Here is a 19152-nt window from a genome sequence, read left to right as displayed (position 1 = left end):
TTAATTGTTTGTAGGCATAAATTTATAAATTTGCCATCGAATTTTACACTTTTTAACGTACAAATTACGTTCCAAATACATAACATGAGCAAAGAAATTACAAGTAGAGAAGCAGATTATTCCCAGTGGTATAATGATATTGTATTAAAAGCAGATTTAGCAGAGCACTCTGCTGTGCGCGGTTGCATGGTGATTAAGCCAAATGGATATGCCATATGGGAAAAAATGCAGGCTGTTTTAGATAAGATGTTTAAGGATACGGGCCACCAAAATGCCTATTTTCCATTATTCATCCCAAAGTCATTTTTCTCTAAGGAAGCTTCTCATGTTGAGGGTTTTGCGACAGAATGTGCCGTTGTAACACATTATCGTTTGAAAAATGACGGTAACGGAAATATTGTAGTGGATGAAACAGCGAAGTTAGAAGAGGAATTAATCGTTCGGCCAACTTCCGAAACCATCATCTGGAATACGTATAGAGGGTGGATTCAATCTTATCGCGACCTGCCTATTTTAATTAACCAATGGGCGAATGTGGTAAGATGGGAAATGCGTACCAGGTTATTTTTGCGTACAGCAGAATTCTTGTGGCAGGAAGGTCATACCGCACACGCTACAGCCCAGGAAGCCATTGAGGAAACAGAACGTATGTTGCATATTTATGCCGATTTTGCTGAAAACTGGCTAGCGGTTCCTGTAATCAGGGGGCGCAAAACGGCCAACGAAAGATTTGCAGGTGCTTTAGATACCTATTGCATTGAAGCATTAATGCAGGATGGTAAAGCTTTACAAGCTGGTACTTCGCACTTTTTGGGTCAGAATTTTGCCAAGGCTTTTGATGTTAAATTTACAGGTAAAGATGGAAAATTAGATCACGTTTGGGCTTCATCATGGGGGGTTTCTACCCGTTTAATGGGGGCGCTAATTATGGCGCACAGTGATGATTCCGGGTTGGTCATTCCACCAAAACTGGCACCGATACAAGTGGTTATTGTTCCGATTTATAAGGGTGATGAAGATTTGGCTAAGATTTCCAGTTATGTAAACGAATTAACAATGCGTTTAAAAGGTTTGGGTGTTTCTGTGAAATTTGATGACAGGGATACACAACGCCCGGGATTTAAGTTTGCCGATTACGAATTAAAAGGTGTGCCCATCCGCATTGCCATTGGTGGCCGTGATCTGGAAAACAAAACCGTTGAAATTGCCCGTAGGGATACTAAATTGAAACAAACTGTTCCTCAGGAAGGCCTAGATATTTACATAGTAAAATTGTTGGAAGATATTCAGCAAAGTATGTTTAATAAAGCGTTGGCTTACCGTGACGAACACATCACTGAAGCCAATAGCTACGAAGAATTTAAACAATTGTTGGATACCAAAGCTGGTTTTATTTCTGCACACTGGGATGGAACACCAGAAACTGAACAAAAAATAAAAGAAGAAACAAAAGCAACCATCCGTTGTATTCCTTTAGATAATAAACTGGAAGATGGCGTTTGTATTTATACTGGAAAACCTTCTATCCAAAGGGTATTGTTCGCAAGAGCGTATTAACTAGATGTGAGACTTGAGATGTGAGATTGGATCTCGTCTTACATCTCAAATCTCAAATCTCACATCTCAAATCTCAGAAAAAATGAAATTCGCAACCAAAGCTATACATGCAGGTCAAGAGCCTGATCCAACAACAGGTGCAGTAATGACACCGATTTATCAAACCTCTACCTATTGGCAGAAATCTCCCGGCGACAATAAGGGATATGAATATTCAAGAGGGACAAACCCAACGCGTAAAGCCCTGGAAGATTGTTTGGCTGCATTGGAAAATGCCAAATATGGTCTGGCTTTTTCGAGCGGGATGGGCGCAACAGATGCCGTATTAAAATTATTGCAACCTGGCGATGAGGTCATCACCGGAAATGATCTTTATGGAGGATCTTATCGAATTTTCACTAAAATATATGCCAAATACGGAATTAAATTTCATTTTCTGGATCTTTCTAAGCCTGAAAATATGTTGCCGTACATCAATGATAAAACCAAATTGGTTTGGATAGAAACACCTACCAATCCAACGATGCAGATTATCGACATTGAAGGCGTGGCAAAAATTACAAAAGAGAAGAATTTAATCCTCACTGTCGACAATACCTTTGCTTCACCATATCTGCAAAACCCGATCGATTTAGGTGCTGATATTGTAATGCACTCGGTAACCAAGTACATCGGAGGCCACTCTGACGTAGTGATGGGGGCTTTGGTAACAAATGATGAGCAACTATACAAAGACCTTTGGTTTATTTATAACGCCTGTGGTGCGACACCAGGTCCGCAGGATGCTTTTTTGGTGTTAAGGGGGATTAAAACACTTCATTTAAGAATGAAGGCTCATTGCGAAAACGGCGAGCGTATTGCGCATTATTTAAAAACGCATCCAAAGGTGGATAAAATCTATTGGCCTGGTTTTGAAGATCATCCTAACCATGATGTTGCAAAAAAACAGATGCGTGGTTTTGGAGGTATGATTTCGATCACCTTAAAGGGTGCCGATCTTCAGGAAACTTTTAGAATCTCCTCTAATTTTAAAGTGTTTACCCTGGCCGAATCTTTAGGCGGGGTCGAGTCTTTAATTAATCACCCTGCTACAATGACCCATGGCTCTATCCCGAAAGAAGAAAGAGAAAAAGTGGGCGTAACCGACAATCTGTTGCGCTTAAGTGTTGGGGTAGAAGATATCGATGATCTTTTGGAAGATCTGGCAAATGCGTTAGCATAATATTTTAACCGGGCAGATCATAAATAGCTGTCCGGTTTTTCTTTTTGTAAAGCAAGGCTGTGCAATTATTAAAGGTAGTCTGGCTTACACTAAATCTTTATGTTGAGGTATCTGCTTTATCAGAAGTAGTAAAAAACAAAAAAGGATGCCGTTTCAATCCGGTTTAAATGGTAATAATTGTGTTGCCATTTATGTCTAAAACAAAATTAACGATGCAATTTCTGGAGTTAAAGAATTTTCTTGATCATAAAGTTGAACAATACAATCAACCGGATTTTATAACAAACGATCCGGTTTGCATTCCACATCTTTTTGGAAAAAAACAGGATATCGAAATTGCAGGTTTTTTTGCTGCGGTTTTAGCCTGGGGGCAACGGAAAACGATCATTAACAAGTGTAGGGAGCTGCTTAACCGGATGGACAATGCGCCTCACGATTTTGTTTTAAACCATACTGATGATGAATTGAAACGATTGCTGAATTTTAAACACCGCACCTTCAATGATACCGATTTACTTTATTTTATTTCTTTCTTTAAGCAGCATTATCAGGATTTTGATAGCCTGGAGCAAGCCTTTATTCCACAAAAAGATGTTTTCAGGCCGGAATATTTAGAAGTTTCAAACCCCACAGAAGAAATAGGATTTGCGTCGGAAGTGTGTTTGTCCGGAACATTAAATTTCTCTATAGAACAGGCATTGAATTATTTCAGGCAGTATTTTTTCTCTTTGGAAGATTTTCCTCACCGCACAAAGAAACACATCTCTTCACCAAAGCAGAAATCTACCTGTAAACGTTTAAATATGTTTTTAAGATGGATGGTGAGAACAGATGGCAAAGGTGTCGATTTTGGGATTTGGAATACGCTTAAACCAAAAGACCTGATCTGTCCCTGTGATGTACATGTTGATCGGGTAGGGCGCTTATTGGGTTTGATTAATAGAAAGCAAACAGATTGGTTGACTGCAGTAGAATTAACCGAAAATTTAAAACAGTTTGATGCGATGGATCCCGTTAAGTATGATTTTGCATTGTTTGGACTAGGGGTAGAGAAGATACTTTAAGAAATTATCAATTAATAAAAATCAAAAAAAAATTTTTTTTTCAATTCTATCTTCTTATACTTACATAGTAATCCTGCCCCAGTTAGCAGGTTTTGTCTGTCCCAATTGTTGTCCCTATGCTCGCAGTCAACTTATCTGATGAAGATAGATGGAAGAAATACAATAATTCTTCTCCTCTGGTTTCGGTTTTTAAGAAATTTCATCCCCTCAATGATGAGATTGAAAAACGCATCAATCAGCATACATTCCCAGTTAGTTACAAGAAAAATAAATATTTAGTTTCGCCAGTAGATCGCAATAAATTCCTTTTTTTAATTGTGAGAGGAGTGGTTAGAGGTTTTATTAAGGATGGTACGAATGAAATCACGACCTGGATTGCCAAAGAAAATGAGGTGGTGGGTACGATACGCAATTTATGGATAGATGGCGATTCGGATGAGTATTTACAGGCATTGGAAGATGTAGACTTGATCGCTATCCCACATGTGCTGTCTGAATATTTGTATGAAAATTTCCCTGAAGCCAATATTGTAGGAAGAAAGATGATGGAATTATATTACCGTTCTGCAGAAGAACGGGCTTATTTGTGCAGAATTTCATCAGCAGAAAAAAGATATAAAAGGTTTTTAATTTCTTTTCCAGATTTAATTCATAGGGTTTCTTTAAAACATATTGCATCATTTTTGGCTATTCGCCTGGAAACGCTTAGCAGAATCAGGGCCAAGATGTAGTATTTGTAATTAATTATACCTTTTTTTGAAAGAAAATGGGGTTAGGGCTTGCCAGGTCTTAACCCTTTTTTGATCATGATATTTTATTCTGAAATTAATGTGTATTATAAAATTTACTTTTTTAAAATAATTGTTGATTTTTATCAATAAAATTTCTTACTATTAGCGTAATATAAAAGAAACATTTTTGCCGTATATCTCCATCATGTTAAAATAGCCTAAAATATTGTATACAAGCGTGTAAACTGAAACGTTTTAAAATGGTTATAGTATTGATGTGTATTGATTTCTTATCAAATTGAACTGTAGTTGTATGATAAGATGATATACAGCGGAGAAAAGCCTAGAAATTATGCCCTGGCATCATATAAGCGTTTTCAATAGTAAATAGAAATTTCTTTATGATATCCTTCATCATGAGTTTATTAAAGGTTATAGCAGAGGATAAATAGGGCTTTAATCCATTGTTTGTTCATTACACAAAACATAAGATTGACATTTTTTAGGAGTTATTAACAAAATTGTAAAGTTGTGTATAATAATATTTACATATTTGGGCGAAAAAATAGCCACAATTGCGTACAAAAAAATAACTTTTTATTAACTTGCACAATATCCTTAAAATAATGAAAACAAAAAATGCCGTAAGTACCTTTAGCGTGCTCATCGCTGATGATCATGAAATCATCCGTCGTGGCTTAAAAGGTTTAATATCAGATTTTTGGCCTGGTGTCGAAATCATCCATGCTTCAACTTTAGAGCAGGCGCTTGTGGAAACAGAAAAGTCGCCTAGTTTAATCATCATTGATGTAAATTTACCTGGAGGGAACAATCTTAAAGTAATTGATCAGCTAAAATTGGTTCAACCTAATGCAAAAATCCTGGTATTTTCTTCTTTGAATGAGAATATTTATGCGGTTCCTTACTTAAAATCGGGTGCATCCGGATATTTAACCAAAAATGCAGAAGAATCGGAGATTGTAACAGCCATTACTACGATTTTGGCCGGCAGCCGTTATTCGAGCAGAAATGTGAAAGAAAATATGTTTAACAGCATATTGGGTAATGATGCGGACAACCCTTTTACCAAACTTTCTGGTAGGGAATTGGAAGTTGCAGAATTACTGACAAAAGGTATTGGTGTATTGGAGATATCTAATCAGCTGAATCTCCAGATGGGTACCGTGAGTACTTATAAATTAAGACTTTTTCAAAAACTAAAAATAAAAAGCATTATAGAGCTTGCTGAAAAAATGAGCATTTATGAAAGATAAAAAGAGTGTTTCACTCTTTTTATCTTTTCCATTAGGCTTTTTTGTTTTTATTAATAGTACCAGGTCCGTTCTCTCCCGATTCGTTCGGGGTTGAGCCTGCTTGCCCAAATTTGGCCGAAGCGCCCTTCCCATTTTGATCAAAGGATGCTTTTCCTTTTGAGCTGCCTTTGGTTTTATCCCCGTTTTCTTTCTCTTTAGTTCCCATATAATCAGTTTTTTAATGATATAACAACTTAAACTGATCAAAGTTTTTTTATACCACAAAGGTTTAGCACAAACAGCTGGGTTCCATCCTCTAAACTTTCTCTTTGAGTTCTCCCCATTTTGTAAACCTGGATGTAATCGAAGGCCTGTTTCATGATTATTAATACCTTTTAACCAAATTATCCAACCACCAGCGGTTTAATGGTTTGATTCATCTTTTGTTTTGTCAGTCCGACGTAGCTAAAGGCTTTTAGTCTGCACACGGATTGTAGCCATGTAAGGATATGTAAGTTTATATGTTCCTTATCCATCTTATATGGTTAAACGATCCTTCGACTCCGTTCAGGAATAAATTTATAAAGCTAATATTGTTAGTATTTTGTTTAAAATTAAGATAGTTTTATTTCTTGTGAAGCTAAAAATATTAGTATTTTTGAATTCAATCATCCCAATTGTACAGAAATGGAAAAAGAGAGGCAGATTATTCATATGGATCAAGATGCATTTTTTGTGTCGGTAGAAATTAGAAAGAATTCCAATTTAATTGGCAAGCCGGTAATTATTGGCGGCGGTGGCGATAGGGGCGTTGTGGCATCCTGCAGTTACGAAGCCCGTAAATATGGGGTGCACTCGGCCATGCCGGGGCGAACAGCCAAACTGCTTTGTCCGCAGGCTGTATTTTTAAAAGGTGATATGGAAGAATATTCCAAAGCATCTCATGAAATCACCGAGATCATTGCCGATAAAGTTCCACTTTTTGAGAAAGCCAGCATTGATGAACATTATATCGATATGACGGGGATGGACCGCTTTTTTGGCTGTATGAAATTCGCGTCGGAACTCCGGCAGACGATTATCAGGGAAATGAGGCTACCTATTTCCTTTGGCCTGTCTATTAATAAAACCGTAGCCAAAATTGCCACCAACGAATCGAAACCTGATGGTGAGCGGCAGGTTACCTTTCCTGAATTACGGCCCTTTCTCGACCCCCTGGCCATTCATAAAATCCCGGGCATTGGTCACGCTACCTATAAAAAACTGAGTGAAATGGGCGTGCGCGAAATCCTTACTCTCACCCAGATCCCGCAACAGTTGATGTTTAAAATACTCGGACAGCATGGCTTAAGTTTATGGCAAAAAGCCAACGGCATCGACCTTTCTCCCGTTGTGCCTTACCGCGAAAGAAAATCGATCGGTACACAAGCTACCTTTGAAAGTGATACCATGGATATGGCCAAACTAAAAGCCATCATTACCGGAATGGTTACCAGCCTCACCTTCCAGTTGCGCAACCAGAAAAAACTAACTGCCTGCATCACCGTTACGGTGCGTTATACCAATTTCGAAACGGTAACCCAGCAGGAGCGGATTCCATATACCTCGCTCGATTCTTTTTTGATCAGCAAAGCACATCACCTGTTCGAGAAGGTGTATGCCAAACGGATGTTGCTGCGACTGGTGGGCGTAAAGCTTTCGCATCTGGTAAGTGGTTACGAGCAGATAGGTTTATACAATATCGCCGAAGAAGAATACAGTCTTTACCAGGCCATGGATAAGGTGCGCAATAACTATGGCGCCGAAGCGGTGGTAAAAGCCTGTATTGTGACGCAGCCGCCCCGTGATGAAAAAGGAAAGGTGATTAAATACAATCCCCGGAAAAAGAAAATCCTGATCGAAAATACTACTGAAGAAGAGTCAAAGGAACAACCAGAAGCAAGAAAACGGTCGAAGATCAGGAGTTTTATGAGCGAAAAAGGCACAGTAGGTACTAAATCTTATGATTAGTTATGTTTTTAAATGTTCATTCTGCTTATAGCCTAAAATATGGTACGCTGAGTATCGATCAGTTGATTGCTGCTGCGCGGAATCTTGGGATTCACCAAATGGTACTGACCGATATTAACAATTCTACTGGAGCGGTAGAGTTTATCCGTGAGTGTTATAAACAGGGCATTCCCAAAGAAGCTGATGAGATCCATAAAGGCAATATTCCGTATCAGATTAAACCGTTAGCTGGGATCGAGTTTCGAATCGATAACCGTTTGTTGTATGTAGGCATTGCCAGGAACAGGGAAGGCATGCGGGAGCTGAATGAGTTTTTGAGCTGTCATAATATCAACCATATTCCGCTGCCTGAAATTCCGCCTGAAATGAAAAATGTCTATATCATTTATCCCTTTCAAAAAACTTTTCAGCAAACACTAAAAGCAAACGAATTTGTAGGTATCCGCGGTAAACAGCTCAACCTTTTGTACGGACATCCAATTTTAAAACAAAAGGAAAAACTGTTGGTGTGGCATCCCGTTACGGTAAGTGATAAAATTACGCATCGCCTGCACCAATATTTTAGGGCGATTGAGCTTAATACGCTTTTAAGTAAAGTGCCCGACTGGCAGAAATGCGATCCTGATGAGTTTCTGGTTCCCGAAGTAACCCTCACACAGCAGTTCGAACGCTATCCTTTTATCGTTCAGAACACACAAAAACTGCTTAACAGTTGCGATTTAAGTGCTTATTTCGAAAATACTGCTGTGCCCTCATCGAAGAATAAGTTTCATTATACCAATGAGGGTTTGGCAGGTGATAAAAAAATGCTCCGTAAGCTGGCCGAAGAAGGGCTTAAGTACCGTTATGGCGAAAATAATGCGGAAGCCCTTAAACGTTTGGAAAAAGAACTACGGATTATCGAGCTCAAAAATTTCTGTGCCTATTTCCTCATCACCTACGATATTGTAAATTATGCCATGAACACCTGTGGTTTCTATCACGTTGGCCGTGGCTCGGGTGCCAACAGCATTGTAGCCTATTGTTTGCGCATTACGGATGTAGACCCGATTGATCTCGATCTGTATTTCGAACGTTTCCTGCACGAAAAAAGAACAAGTCCGCCAGATTTTGATATCGATTTTGCATGGGATGAAAGAGAAACCATACAACAATATATTTTTGAACGCTATCCCAAGTGGCATGTTGCTTTTTTGGGCACGATGAGCACCTTTAAAGACCGGGCAATCATTAGGGAAATCGGCAAGGTTTTGGGACTACCCAAAGGTGAAATTGATGGTTTTACCGATCCCACCAAAGAACGTGAAAATTTACGCAACGCCACGTATCAAAAGTTATTGGCCGTGTACCATTACATGAAAGGGATGCCCAACCAACGTTCTATCCATGCCGGGGGGATTTTGATTTCTGAAGAACCGATTACCTATTATACCGCCTTGGATATGCCACCTAAAGGCTTCCCAACGGTGCAATGGGATATGTACGAAGCCGAGGCCATTGGTTATGAGAAATTCGATATTTTAAGTCAGCGGGGTATAGGGCATATCCGTGAGGCCGTACAGCTCATTAAGAAAAACAAGAGCGTGGATATCGATATCCACGATTTTAAAACTTTTAAAACTGACCAGAAGTTAAACGACATTCTTAAAGAAGGACAGCCTATCGGATGTTTTTACATCGAATCGCCAGCCATGAGGCAATTGCTCAAAAAACTAAAATGCGACAATTACCTTACCCTCGTGGCGGCCAGTTCGATTATCCGCCCGGGTGTAGCCAGTTCGGGTATGATGAAATCATATATCGAACGCTATCATGCGCCCGATAAAGTGGTATACCTCTGCGAGGTGATGAAAGAGCGGCTTAGCGAAACTTATGGTGTAATGGTGTATCAGGAAGATGTGATTAAAGTGTGCCATTATTTTGCGGGACTGGATCTGGCCGATGCCGATATCCTCCGTAAAGCCATGAGCGGTAAATACCGTTCAAAACTTGCCTTCGACGAACTGGTGAACAAGTTTTTTGTTTCGGCCCGAAATGAAGGCCATTTAGAAGAACTGATCGCCGAAGTATGGCGACAGATATCTTCTTTTGCAGGTTATAGTTTTTCTAAAGCGCACTCGGCTTCCTTTGCCGTAGAAAGTTACCAGAGTTTGTATCTCAAAACCTATTATCCAATGGAATTTATGGTTGCCGTATTGAATAATTATGGAGGCTTTTACAGCAGGTGGGTATATGTACACGAGCTGCAAAAAACAGGGGCAAGGGTACATTTGCCCTGTGTTAACCGTAGCGATGAGGTGGTGAATATAACCGGCAAAGATGCTTATCTGGGTTTTATCGGCATTCAAGGTTTGGAAGAGAAAAATATCAGAATTATTGCCCATGAACGTAAGGCAAATGGTTTGTACCGCGATCTCGAAGATTTTGTAAAACGGACCTGCATTTCGCTTGAACAGGCCATTATTTTAATCCGCTTGGGTGCTTTGCGTTTTACCGGAAAAGATCGGAAAACCCTGCTTTGGGATGTACACAATTACCTTGGTTTTAAGCAAAAGAAAGTAAACCATGCCGAGCTTTTTAAGCTGAGCTATAAAACCTATCAGCTTCCCGAACTGGCCGATTCGGAACTGGAAAATGCCTATACCGAATTGGAGCTGTTGGGTTATCCGCTTAATTACGATATGTTCGATTTTTTAAAAACAGCCTACCGCGGCGACACCATGGCCGCCGATATGCACAAACATTTGGGTGAAACGGTAAGGATGGTAGGGAACTATGTATGCGAAAAAACAGTGCATACCATTAAGAATACCAAAATGTGGTTCGGAACTTTTTTAGATGCCAATGGCGACTTTTTTGATACCACCCATTTTCCCAATACCACACCTATGTATCCATTTAAAGGAAAAGGCTGTTATCTGATTTTGGGTAAGGTAGTGGAGGATTTTGGCTTTCAGAGCATCGAGGTATTGAAGTTTGCCAAGCTGGATATCCGGATGAACCCGGTGGCGATTGATTAAATAAAATAAATTGATATGGATTTAAAATTAAAAAAAGAGTGGTATTCAATAGTTGTTTACCCTCAAACTGAAACAATTGATGAGGTTAAAGTTTTGAAAGATCTACTCTGGTCTAAAATTGGCTGGTATGCGAGCAGAAATTCAGCCGCACATATTACGATCATTGAGTTTTTAGCAGATCAATACGAATTGGTTGTTTACAAAAGATGCATAGAGAGGATTTGTCGTTTACAAAGCGCACAAGAAGTAACTTTTGATTCTTTAAGTTTATCAAAATTTAGCCAGGCAATTGTCTTGCTTCCTAGTGATTCGTGCAAATTATACCTGAATGATCTTTTGAAAGCTTTTAGGAAGAGGCTTAGGTCTAAAAATACAATAAACGGCGGTAACGCACATATTTCAATAGGGCGTGAATTGAGTTCGGCTCAAATTGATCAGGCAGAAAATTTGTATGAGAATATCAGCATCACATTTAATTGTGATACGATTGCCATTCGTAAACTTGATGAAGTTAAAAAGCAGTTTGTGGTTATTAATGAGTTTAAATTATTAGGCAATCCCCTAAAAGAAGGGCAATTTTTATTATTTTAATTAGCAGTAATTTAAACTTATGAGCCGATTAATCCTGCTAATCGGCTCATGAAATGGCTTTTTTTTGAGCCGAATAATATTTGGTATAGCTTATTTGTTGAAAAATGTATTTAATCGTGAGTAGTCGTCCTTTCGACCGCAGTGCTCCACAGGAGTTCCTATGAGGAGAAATCTGCGATATCGATTTCTCCATTCCGCATTGCTTCAGCTGATAGCCGTTCTATTAGGGCGCTCATTCTGAGCGAACTCGAAGGTTTTTCCGTAGCGATTTATACTTATATGTTCCTTAAATGCCTTATATGGTTACAAAAAACGTTTGCATCTGCTGCTAATCAATCTTTTTTATTATCAGTAAAACATATTTTTTATATTTAAACCATGATCTACTTCAAAGCAGAGATAGAGCGTTTCGAAACCATGGGTGAAAAAACCGGTTGGAGTTATGTGTTTATTCCGGCAACACTGGCCAACGAAATTAAACCTGGTTGTAAAAAGAGTTTCAGGGTAAAAGGGAAGATAGATCAATTGGAAGTTAGCGGAATGGCAACCATCCCCATGGGGGAGGGCGATTTTATTATTGCCTTAAAAGGCGAAGTCCGTAAAAAGCTCAAGAAAGAAGCCGGAGCCAATGTTGAACTCTTTTTAGAAGAAGATAAAGCCTTTAAAATTGAAATGCCCGAAGATCTCGAAATCTGTCTGTCGGAAGAAGAACATCTGATGCATAATTTTTTAAAACAGCCTAAATCGCATCAGAACTATTATATCAACTGGATTAACCAGGCTAAAACCGAACCCACACGCACCAAAAGAATCGTCATGACGGTTAAAGCGATGGACAAGGGGCAAGACTTTGGGACGATGATCAGGGAAAGTAAGTTGTGAGTTTGGAATTTAGAGTTTTGCAAAGTGTAAATAGCTAAGCACTTAGAGCTCTAAACTTAAGACTTCGGACTCCCGACTTCGGACTCCCGATTATATTTTCTAAACCAACTCCAAACCTTCATCTGGATAACACCTAAAAAAGCTTCCCTAAAAATGCGGGTACTCATTTTTGACGTGCCTTCGGTACGGTCGGTAAAGATGATTGGCACTTCTACTACTTTAAAACCGAATTTAATGGCCGTAAATTTCATTTCAATCTGAAAGGCATACCCCACAAACTTAATTTTATTTAATGGAATGGTTTCCAAGACAATGCGGCGATAACATTTAAAGCCAGCAGTGGCATCCTGAATATTGATACGGGTGATAAAACGCACGTACATTGAAGCAAAGTACGACATCAATACCCTGCCCATCGGCCAGTTTACTACATTTACACCTTTAACATATCGGGAACCTATGGCTACATCTGCACCATTTACACAAGCTTCCCGCAAGCGCGACAAATCTTCAGGATTATGTGAGAAATCGGCATCCATTTCGAAAATATAGGCGTAATCTCTTTGCAAAGCCCAGTTAAAGCCATAGATATAAGCAGTGCCCAAGCCTTGTTTACCAGCGCGTTCTTCGATAAATAAATGCCCTTCGTATTCCGCTTGTAACGATTTTACAATTTCAGCGGTCCCGTCAGGAGAGCCATCATCAATAATTAAAACATGAAAGGGCTGTGTTAAAGAAAAAACCTTTCTGATGATTTTCTCGATATTTTCCTTCTCGTTGTAGGTGGGTATGATGACTAAACTATCTGACACGTTTGTTGTGGTTTTTTTAATAATGTAAGCTTCGCGTGTTATATGATTTGCACAATTGCTTTTAAACTGCGAAAGTAAATATTAAATGTGGAATCATCACGATTTTTCATGAATTCGCCTTATTCCGTTCTTGTTGGTCCGGATTTGCAATCCGGATCCTTGTGCTCCGGACTTGCATCTGGTCTTATTTTTGAAGGATTACAAATTCAAAGTTCTTAAGACAGGATTGCAAATCCCGACTAACCTCCAAGAACCACCGTTCGCTCATTTTCAAATCTTATTGAAACGTAACGCCTTTGTAACACCTGTGGGTCTGAGCCTAGTTGAAGACTCTTGGTTTTAGTTAAATTCAATAAAAGATTCTTCTTTATATCCGATGGCTATCGGATCAGAATGATAATAAAAGGGTTAGCTCACCTCCTGCATCAACCTTTTAACCAGTTGCGAAAAGATGATCAGCGCTAAGCCTGCGATTAATGAATATAGGGCCAATGCTTTGTAACCTTCTGTATAAGCCATCAATTTAGTGGTTAAAGATGCATGATCAATACTGGACATCTCAGCGCCTAATTTTCCGGCAGCCAACTGACCGAAAGCACTCGATAAAAACCAAAGTCCCATCATCATCCCGAACATTTTCTTTGGCGAAAGTTTGGTAATGATCGACATTCCGATCGGTCCCAGACAAAGTTCGCCCAAGGTTAATAGCAGATAGGCGAGGGTAAATACATTTAAAGAACTAATGCCCTGTACGTTGGCGAAGAACCGGGTAGCGTAAAAAACATAAAAACTTAGCGCCAGTAAAAGGAAACCGATCCCAAATTTTACAACGGTATTGGGTTCGATTTTTCGTTTATATAATCCCAGCCATAAAATACCCACAATCGGACTAAAAACAATCACAAAAAATGAGTTAACGCTATTGTTTACCACATTGGGATCGATATTGAAGAATAGGATTCTTTGATCCAGGTTATCTTTTGCAAATAAGGATAGCGAACCACCGCTTTGCTCGGATATAGCCATGAAAATGAAATAACAAAAGATAAAAACGAATGCCGCAAGCAATTTGTACTGTGCTTTTTTATCTTTTATTTTAAACGTTTCGTAAAGGAAATAAATCAACGCAACCACACCAATAGTGTACATGAAATAATCAGTAAAAGCAGTATTTTTTACCATGATGTAAATCAATGGGATACACAGTATGGAGCCTGCGTAAACGGCTATTTCTGACAACTGTTGTTTTGATTTTTTAAGGTGTAATAAGGGAGAGTTTCCGATTGGTCCCAAATGTTTTTTAGTGAAGATGAACGTGCCCAGACCAAACATCATTACCAATGCGGCTGATAGGAAACACAAATGCCAGCTGTAGTACTTACCAAGATAAATACACATTGCACCACCTAATAATCCACCTACGTTAATCCCGGCATAGAAAAGTCCGTAACCTGCGTCCCTTCTGTTGTCTTTTTCGTGGTAAAGTTCGCCCACCATTGATGATACGTTCGGTTTAAAGAAACCTGTTCCGATAATAGATAGGGTAATGCCGACATAAAACAGGTCGTGTGGAGAGAAAGCCAGGATCAGGTTACCGATAATCATCAGCGAGCCTCCCCAGAACAACGATTTTCTGAACCCTAAAATCTTATCAGCAAAAATACCACCTATAAAGGTAAAGGCATACACAAAAGCCTGTATGGCACCATACTGCAGGTTCGATTTTTGATCACTTAGGCCCAACTGCTCAACCATAAAGAAAGCCAATACCCCACGCATGCCATAAAAGCAGAAACGCTCCCACATTTCTACCAGCGATAGATGCCAGAGCTGTTTTGGATATTTACCCTCAAAGTTTTGAATATCTTCTATTGAAACTGTTTTTTCCATGAAATATGATTAAAAATTAAAAGCCCGATCGAGGTCGGGCTTTTTGGTAAAAGTATTTTTAAATTAGTGAACACCGTGCATCCATTTGCGCAAAATCGGGCTGATGGCAAACATAATCAAACCCGCAACAATTGGTATAATGGTGAAAATTAAGAAGAATGTAGAAATGGAATAAGCAGAACTGATTTTGTCGATCAATGATCCGGTAGCACCCGCAAGGTAATTGCCGATAGCGGTACAGGTAAAAAATACACCGAACATCAAGCCCACTAAATTTGAAGGAGCAAGCTTACTTACATAAGATAATCCAACCGGAGAAATACATAATTCACCAACGGTATGGAAGAAATAAGCAAAAATTAACCAGAATAAACTTACTTCTGCCGAGGTAGCACCCTGCGGGATTGAAGATCCACCATAGGCTAAACCAGCAAAACCGATCCCTACGAAAATTAATCCAAAACCGAACTTTACAGGACCGCTTGGATTAAATTTGGTTTCCCATATTTTAGAAACAATAGGCGCTAACGATACAATAAAGAAAGAGTTTAATACACTAAACCATGAAGCTGGCACTTCGGTACTTACCGATCCCATTTCTCTGCTTACTTTCCAGATGGCCAGCACCCAGATAATCACAAAACTTAGTAAAGTAAATAAGATGGTTGCCGGATATTTTTTAAAAATTTTACCTGCTAGCGAAAGCAGCACAAAAGTTACGGCTACCAATGGAAATATGGTCAGAATGGCGTCAACCCATTTAAAAGTTGTGGCTGCTCCGCCTGTTAAATTTCTTAGGGTATAATCTTTAGCAAAAATGGTCATCGAACCACCTGCTTGTTCGAATACCATCCAAAAGAAGATCGTAAAGATAGACAGGATGGCAATTACCCATAAACGCTGACTTCTCACCTTTTTAGGGATTTCTTCTACCGTAGGATCTGCTTTTTCTACCGCTTTGGTTTTATCAACAGCTGAGCCGATTACGCCAAATATTTTTTGGGCGAAATAAAACTGCAACATACCAAAAAGCATAAAAATACCAGCCAGGCCAAAACCATAATGCCAGCCCACTTTTTCGCCAATATAACCGCACATTAGCATGCCGATAAATGCCCCAGAGTTAATGCCCATATAAAAGATGGCGTATGCACTATCTTTTTTATCGCTGATAGGTGGATAAAGTTTACCTACTATGGATGAAATATTTGGTTTGAAAAATCCGTTACCTACAATTAAGAGCAATAAACCAACATAGAAAAAGTTGGTGCTAATGCCTTCCATTGCCATGGCTGCATGGCCCAGGGTCATAATAAAAGCGCCGATGATCACAGCTTTTCTATAACCTGTAAATCTATCTGCAATTAAACCACCAAGTATTGGTGTGAAATATACTAAACCTGTATAAATAGCGTAAAGCTGTAATGCTTCTGGCCGGGGCCAGCCCCAACCGTTTTTGCTTAAATCGCTAATCAGGAATAAAACCAAAATGGCCCGCATGCCATAATAACTGAATCTTTCCCACATCTCGGTAAAAAAGAGTACAAAAAGGCCAACCGGATGGCTAAATAATTTTTCGGGGGAAACACCTTGACTGTTTAAATGGAGATCTAACTCCTTATCATGGTCAATACTAATGGCTTCATTAGATGTTTGCATAAAACATTTGTTGGTTTTAGTTTATGAATTCAGAATTTGTGTGTTGTTTAAGCTAGTTTAGCAGGGCGCAATATAGTCAGCGATTGCCAAACTCACAAATTTTTAAGTAATGTGAAGATAATGCTACATTAAAAATCAGAATTTTCGGACGGGTTTTACATTTTTCTTCGGGTCGGCATAAAGTTCGTCACTCGCATTCGGATCGTTGTTAAGTGTCAGATCTTCCTGAAGTTTTAATTTTCCGCCAATAATTTTGAAGCCATCAAATGTGCCATCTGATCCATGGTATTCAAATGTATCTTTCATTTCTGGATTGAAGGACGCTAAATGGTCGAACACGATCATTCCAGCCTTTACATCCGTTTTTAAAGTCATGGCATTCGACTTAGCGTATTCAAATATCACCCTGTTTTTTCCCTTCAGTTCTTTCCCATCAAAAACAGGTGCCCCAAAACTAGGGCTGTCCTTGTCGAAGGAAAGTATCTCGATTACCTTTTTGGTGGTCACCGGCGTATTTCCTTTCCAGCCCAAAAGTACGTAGTAGGGAAGTCGGCTACCACTGGTTACCGGAACAATTTCGTAGTACCTGGCACCAAACCATTTCTGGTTATTGGTAATGATATTCGGATCGCTCATGTTTTCGGTCTGATCGATCAATGGATAAAGCTTTAGTGGGCCGCTTCTGGTATTCATCTGTATGGCTCCATAATAGCGGTAAGATCCATCTTCTAATGGGACGTACCAGCTCAAAACCCTAAAAGCCTGATCTGGTGATTTAATTACAGAGATGTTTTTAAGCGAATCGAAGGCGAATGCAAAAGAGTTCGGTGTTTTTAAAGCTTCAACCAAAGTTTTAACAAACCTGCTGTTTGATTCTAATTTTTGAGTATCACTTTGTGCCGTAACAACATTTGCAGAAATTTTGATCAGTGTATCCTGAAAAGCCACTAATTTATTGGGAGTTTGCTGTGCTTTTAAGTTAAAGCCTAACAATCCCATAGCAATAAGGATATTAAATCTAATGTATTTCATATATGATAAACGGCGAAGATTCTACCTGTCCAAAATTATAATTTTTCGATAACTAACGCGCTGGCACCACCACCACCGTTGCAGATTCCTGCAACGCCGATCTTCCCATCGTTTTGCGTCAATACCGAAAGGAGGGTAACTACAATCCTGGCACCTGATGCGCCAAGCGGGTGACCTAAAGAAACCGCACCACCATTAACATTCACCTGATCTTCACTCAAATTCAATAATTGATTATTGGCTAAGGAAACTACAGAAAAGGCTTCGTTGATTTCGAAATAATCAACATCCTTAATATCGATATTGGCTTTATGTAAAGCCAGAGGAATGGCTTTAGATGGAGCAGTGGTAAACCATTCTGGTGCTTGTTGTGCATCAGCATAGCCTAAAATTCTGGCTAAAGGTGTTAAACCTAATTCTTTTGCTTTATCGCCACTCATTAAAACCAATGCAGCGGCGCCGTCATTTAAGGTAGAGGCATTGGCCGCGGTTACGGTCCCATCTTTTTTGAAAACCGGTTTTAACGAAGGTATTTTATCAAATTTAACTGCTGTGGGTTCGTCGTCCGTATCCACCAAAGTAATGTCGCCTTTGCGGTCTTTCACTTCTACTGCAACAATTTCGCCAGCAAATTTGCCTGAGGTTTGTGCGGCCTGTGCTCTTTTGTAAGATGTTATGGCAAAGTTATCTTGTGTCTCTCTGCTGATGTTACATTCAGTTGCACAAAGTTCGGCAGCAGATCCCATGTGGTAGTCGTTGTAAACATCCCAAAGGCCGTCTTTTACCAGTCCGTCTGTAATCTGCCCGTGCCCTAATCTGTAGCCATTTCTTGCTTTATCAAGGTAGTAAGGCACATTGCTCATGCTTTCCATTCCGCCGGCAACAATAATATCGTTATCGCCATTGGCAATGCTTTGTGCAGCAAGCATAATCGCCTTTGTTCCTGATGCACATACTTTATTTATAGTGGTTGCTGGTAAATCTTGTAAACCGGCAAATTTTGCGGCCTGCGTGGCAGGTGCTTGTCCAAGGTTTGCCGACAGCACATTGCCCATATAAACTTCCTGGATCTGTTCTGGTTTTAAACCAGCTTTTTCAATGGCTGCCTTAATGGCGAAGCCACCAAGCTGAGTAGCAGAAAATTGAGCCAATGAGCCTCCAAAGCTGCCAATAGGGGTTCTTACAGCTGAAATAATTACAACTTCTTTCATGTGAACTAAATTTATGAATTTTTGGTTAGGCCGCTAAGTTAGTCAAACCGCCCAGGTTTCCAAAACCTGAGCCATCTAAAAATAACGTATAAAAGATGATTTTAGCGCGTTAAAATAATAAGCTTTTAACTGTTTTTTGAAAAGGTACTGTTGTAGTGCTTGGGCTATTTCAGTCCTGCTGTTTGCTTTAGCCCTCATGCTTCGGGGCTACCGCTTCC

15 protein-coding genes are annotated in these 19152 nt (G+C 39.5%); 9 read left to right on the top strand and 6 right to left on the bottom strand.

Features of this window, described 5'->3' with window-relative positions; translation table 11 throughout:
- Positions 1-84 precede the first annotated feature (84 nt).
- The 5 genes from proS to AC04Q1_RS24300 all read left to right on the top strand — a co-directional run bounded on the left by proS (position 85) and on the right by AC04Q1_RS24300 (position 5848).
- On the top strand, positions 85-1557 hold the full coding sequence (gene proS / locus AC04Q1_RS24320) for a proline--tRNA ligase (RefSeq protein ID WP_478367150.1): 1473 nt from the start codon (positions 85-87) through the stop codon (positions 1555-1557).
- 70 nt (positions 1558-1627) lie between these two features.
- A complete protein-coding gene (locus AC04Q1_RS24315; protein WP_478367190.1) occupies positions 1628-2779 on the top strand; it encodes a cystathionine gamma-synthase in 1152 nt (383 codons plus the stop codon).
- 191 nt (positions 2780-2970) lie between these two features.
- Positions 2971-3843, top strand: a complete 873-nt coding sequence (locus AC04Q1_RS24310; RefSeq protein ID WP_478367149.1) for a TIGR02757 family protein — start codon at positions 2971-2973, stop codon at positions 3841-3843.
- A gap of 116 nt (positions 3844-3959) precedes the next feature.
- Positions 3960-4574, top strand: a complete 615-nt coding sequence (locus tag AC04Q1_RS24305; RefSeq protein WP_478367148.1) for a Crp/Fnr family transcriptional regulator — start codon at positions 3960-3962, stop codon at positions 4572-4574.
- 626 nt (positions 4575-5200) lie between these two features.
- Complete coding sequence (locus AC04Q1_RS24300) at positions 5201-5848, top strand: response regulator (protein WP_478367147.1); 648 nt, start codon at positions 5201-5203, stop codon at positions 5846-5848.
- Positions 5849-5879: 31 nt separating this feature from the next.
- Here the strand turns inward: AC04Q1_RS24300 and AC04Q1_RS24295 are convergent, their stop codons facing one another.
- A complete protein-coding gene (locus AC04Q1_RS24295; RefSeq protein WP_478367146.1) occupies positions 5880-6053 on the bottom strand; it encodes a hypothetical protein in 174 nt (57 codons plus the stop codon).
- A gap of 461 nt (positions 6054-6514) precedes the next feature.
- On the opposite strand from AC04Q1_RS24295, the gene dinB reads away from it, so the two are divergent.
- From dinB to AC04Q1_RS24275, 4 genes are all read left to right on the top strand, one after another.
- Complete coding sequence (gene dinB / locus AC04Q1_RS24290; RefSeq protein ID WP_478367145.1) at positions 6515-7837, top strand: DNA polymerase IV; 1323 nt, start codon at positions 6515-6517, stop codon at positions 7835-7837.
- Between the two features lie 2 nt (positions 7838-7839).
- The gene (gene dnaE / locus AC04Q1_RS24285) at positions 7840-10857 is read left to right on the top strand and encodes a DNA polymerase III subunit alpha (RefSeq protein WP_478367144.1); all 3018 of its coding nucleotides are present in this window, start codon (positions 7840-7842) and stop codon (positions 10855-10857) included.
- A gap of 15 nt (positions 10858-10872) precedes the next feature.
- Entirely contained in the window at positions 10873-11448 is a 576-nt protein-coding gene (locus AC04Q1_RS24280; protein ID WP_478367143.1) for a 2'-5' RNA ligase family protein, read from the top strand.
- 378 nt (positions 11449-11826) lie between these two features.
- Positions 11827-12330 carry a YdeI/OmpD-associated family protein gene (locus AC04Q1_RS24275; protein ID WP_478367142.1) on the top strand — a complete coding sequence of 168 codons (504 nt, stop codon included), beginning with the start codon at positions 11827-11829 and terminating at the stop codon, positions 12328-12330.
- Between the two features lie 56 nt (positions 12331-12386).
- Here the strand turns inward: AC04Q1_RS24275 and AC04Q1_RS24270 are convergent, their stop codons facing one another.
- From AC04Q1_RS24270 to AC04Q1_RS24250, 5 genes are all read right to left on the bottom strand, one after another.
- Positions 12387-13142 (bottom strand): polyprenol monophosphomannose synthase, encoded by a 756-nt coding sequence (locus AC04Q1_RS24270; protein WP_478367141.1) that lies wholly within the window; start codon positions 13140-13142, stop codon positions 12387-12389.
- A gap of 408 nt (positions 13143-13550) precedes the next feature.
- Positions 13551-15032, bottom strand: coding sequence for a peptide MFS transporter (locus AC04Q1_RS24265; RefSeq protein ID WP_478367140.1), 1482 nt, complete (start codon positions 15030-15032; stop codon positions 13551-13553).
- Positions 15033-15095: 63 nt separating this feature from the next.
- Entirely contained in the window at positions 15096-16691 is a 1596-nt protein-coding gene (locus AC04Q1_RS24260; RefSeq protein ID WP_478367139.1) for a peptide MFS transporter, read from the bottom strand.
- A gap of 135 nt (positions 16692-16826) precedes the next feature.
- Positions 16827-17723: a hypothetical protein gene (locus tag AC04Q1_RS24255; protein ID WP_478367138.1), complete on the bottom strand. Its 897-nt coding sequence runs from the start codon at positions 17721-17723 to the stop codon at positions 16827-16829.
- A gap of 35 nt (positions 17724-17758) precedes the next feature.
- Positions 17759-18934 carry an acetyl-CoA C-acyltransferase gene (locus AC04Q1_RS24250; protein WP_478367137.1) on the bottom strand — a complete coding sequence of 392 codons (1176 nt, stop codon included), beginning with the start codon at positions 18932-18934 and terminating at the stop codon, positions 17759-17761.
- Between the last annotated feature and the right edge of the window lie 218 nt (positions 18935-19152).

Source organism: Pedobacter humicola, from assembly GCF_056490705.1.
The sequence above is the reverse complement of the archived record's forward strand: the minus strand, read 5'-3'. Positions and strand labels throughout refer to the sequence as shown.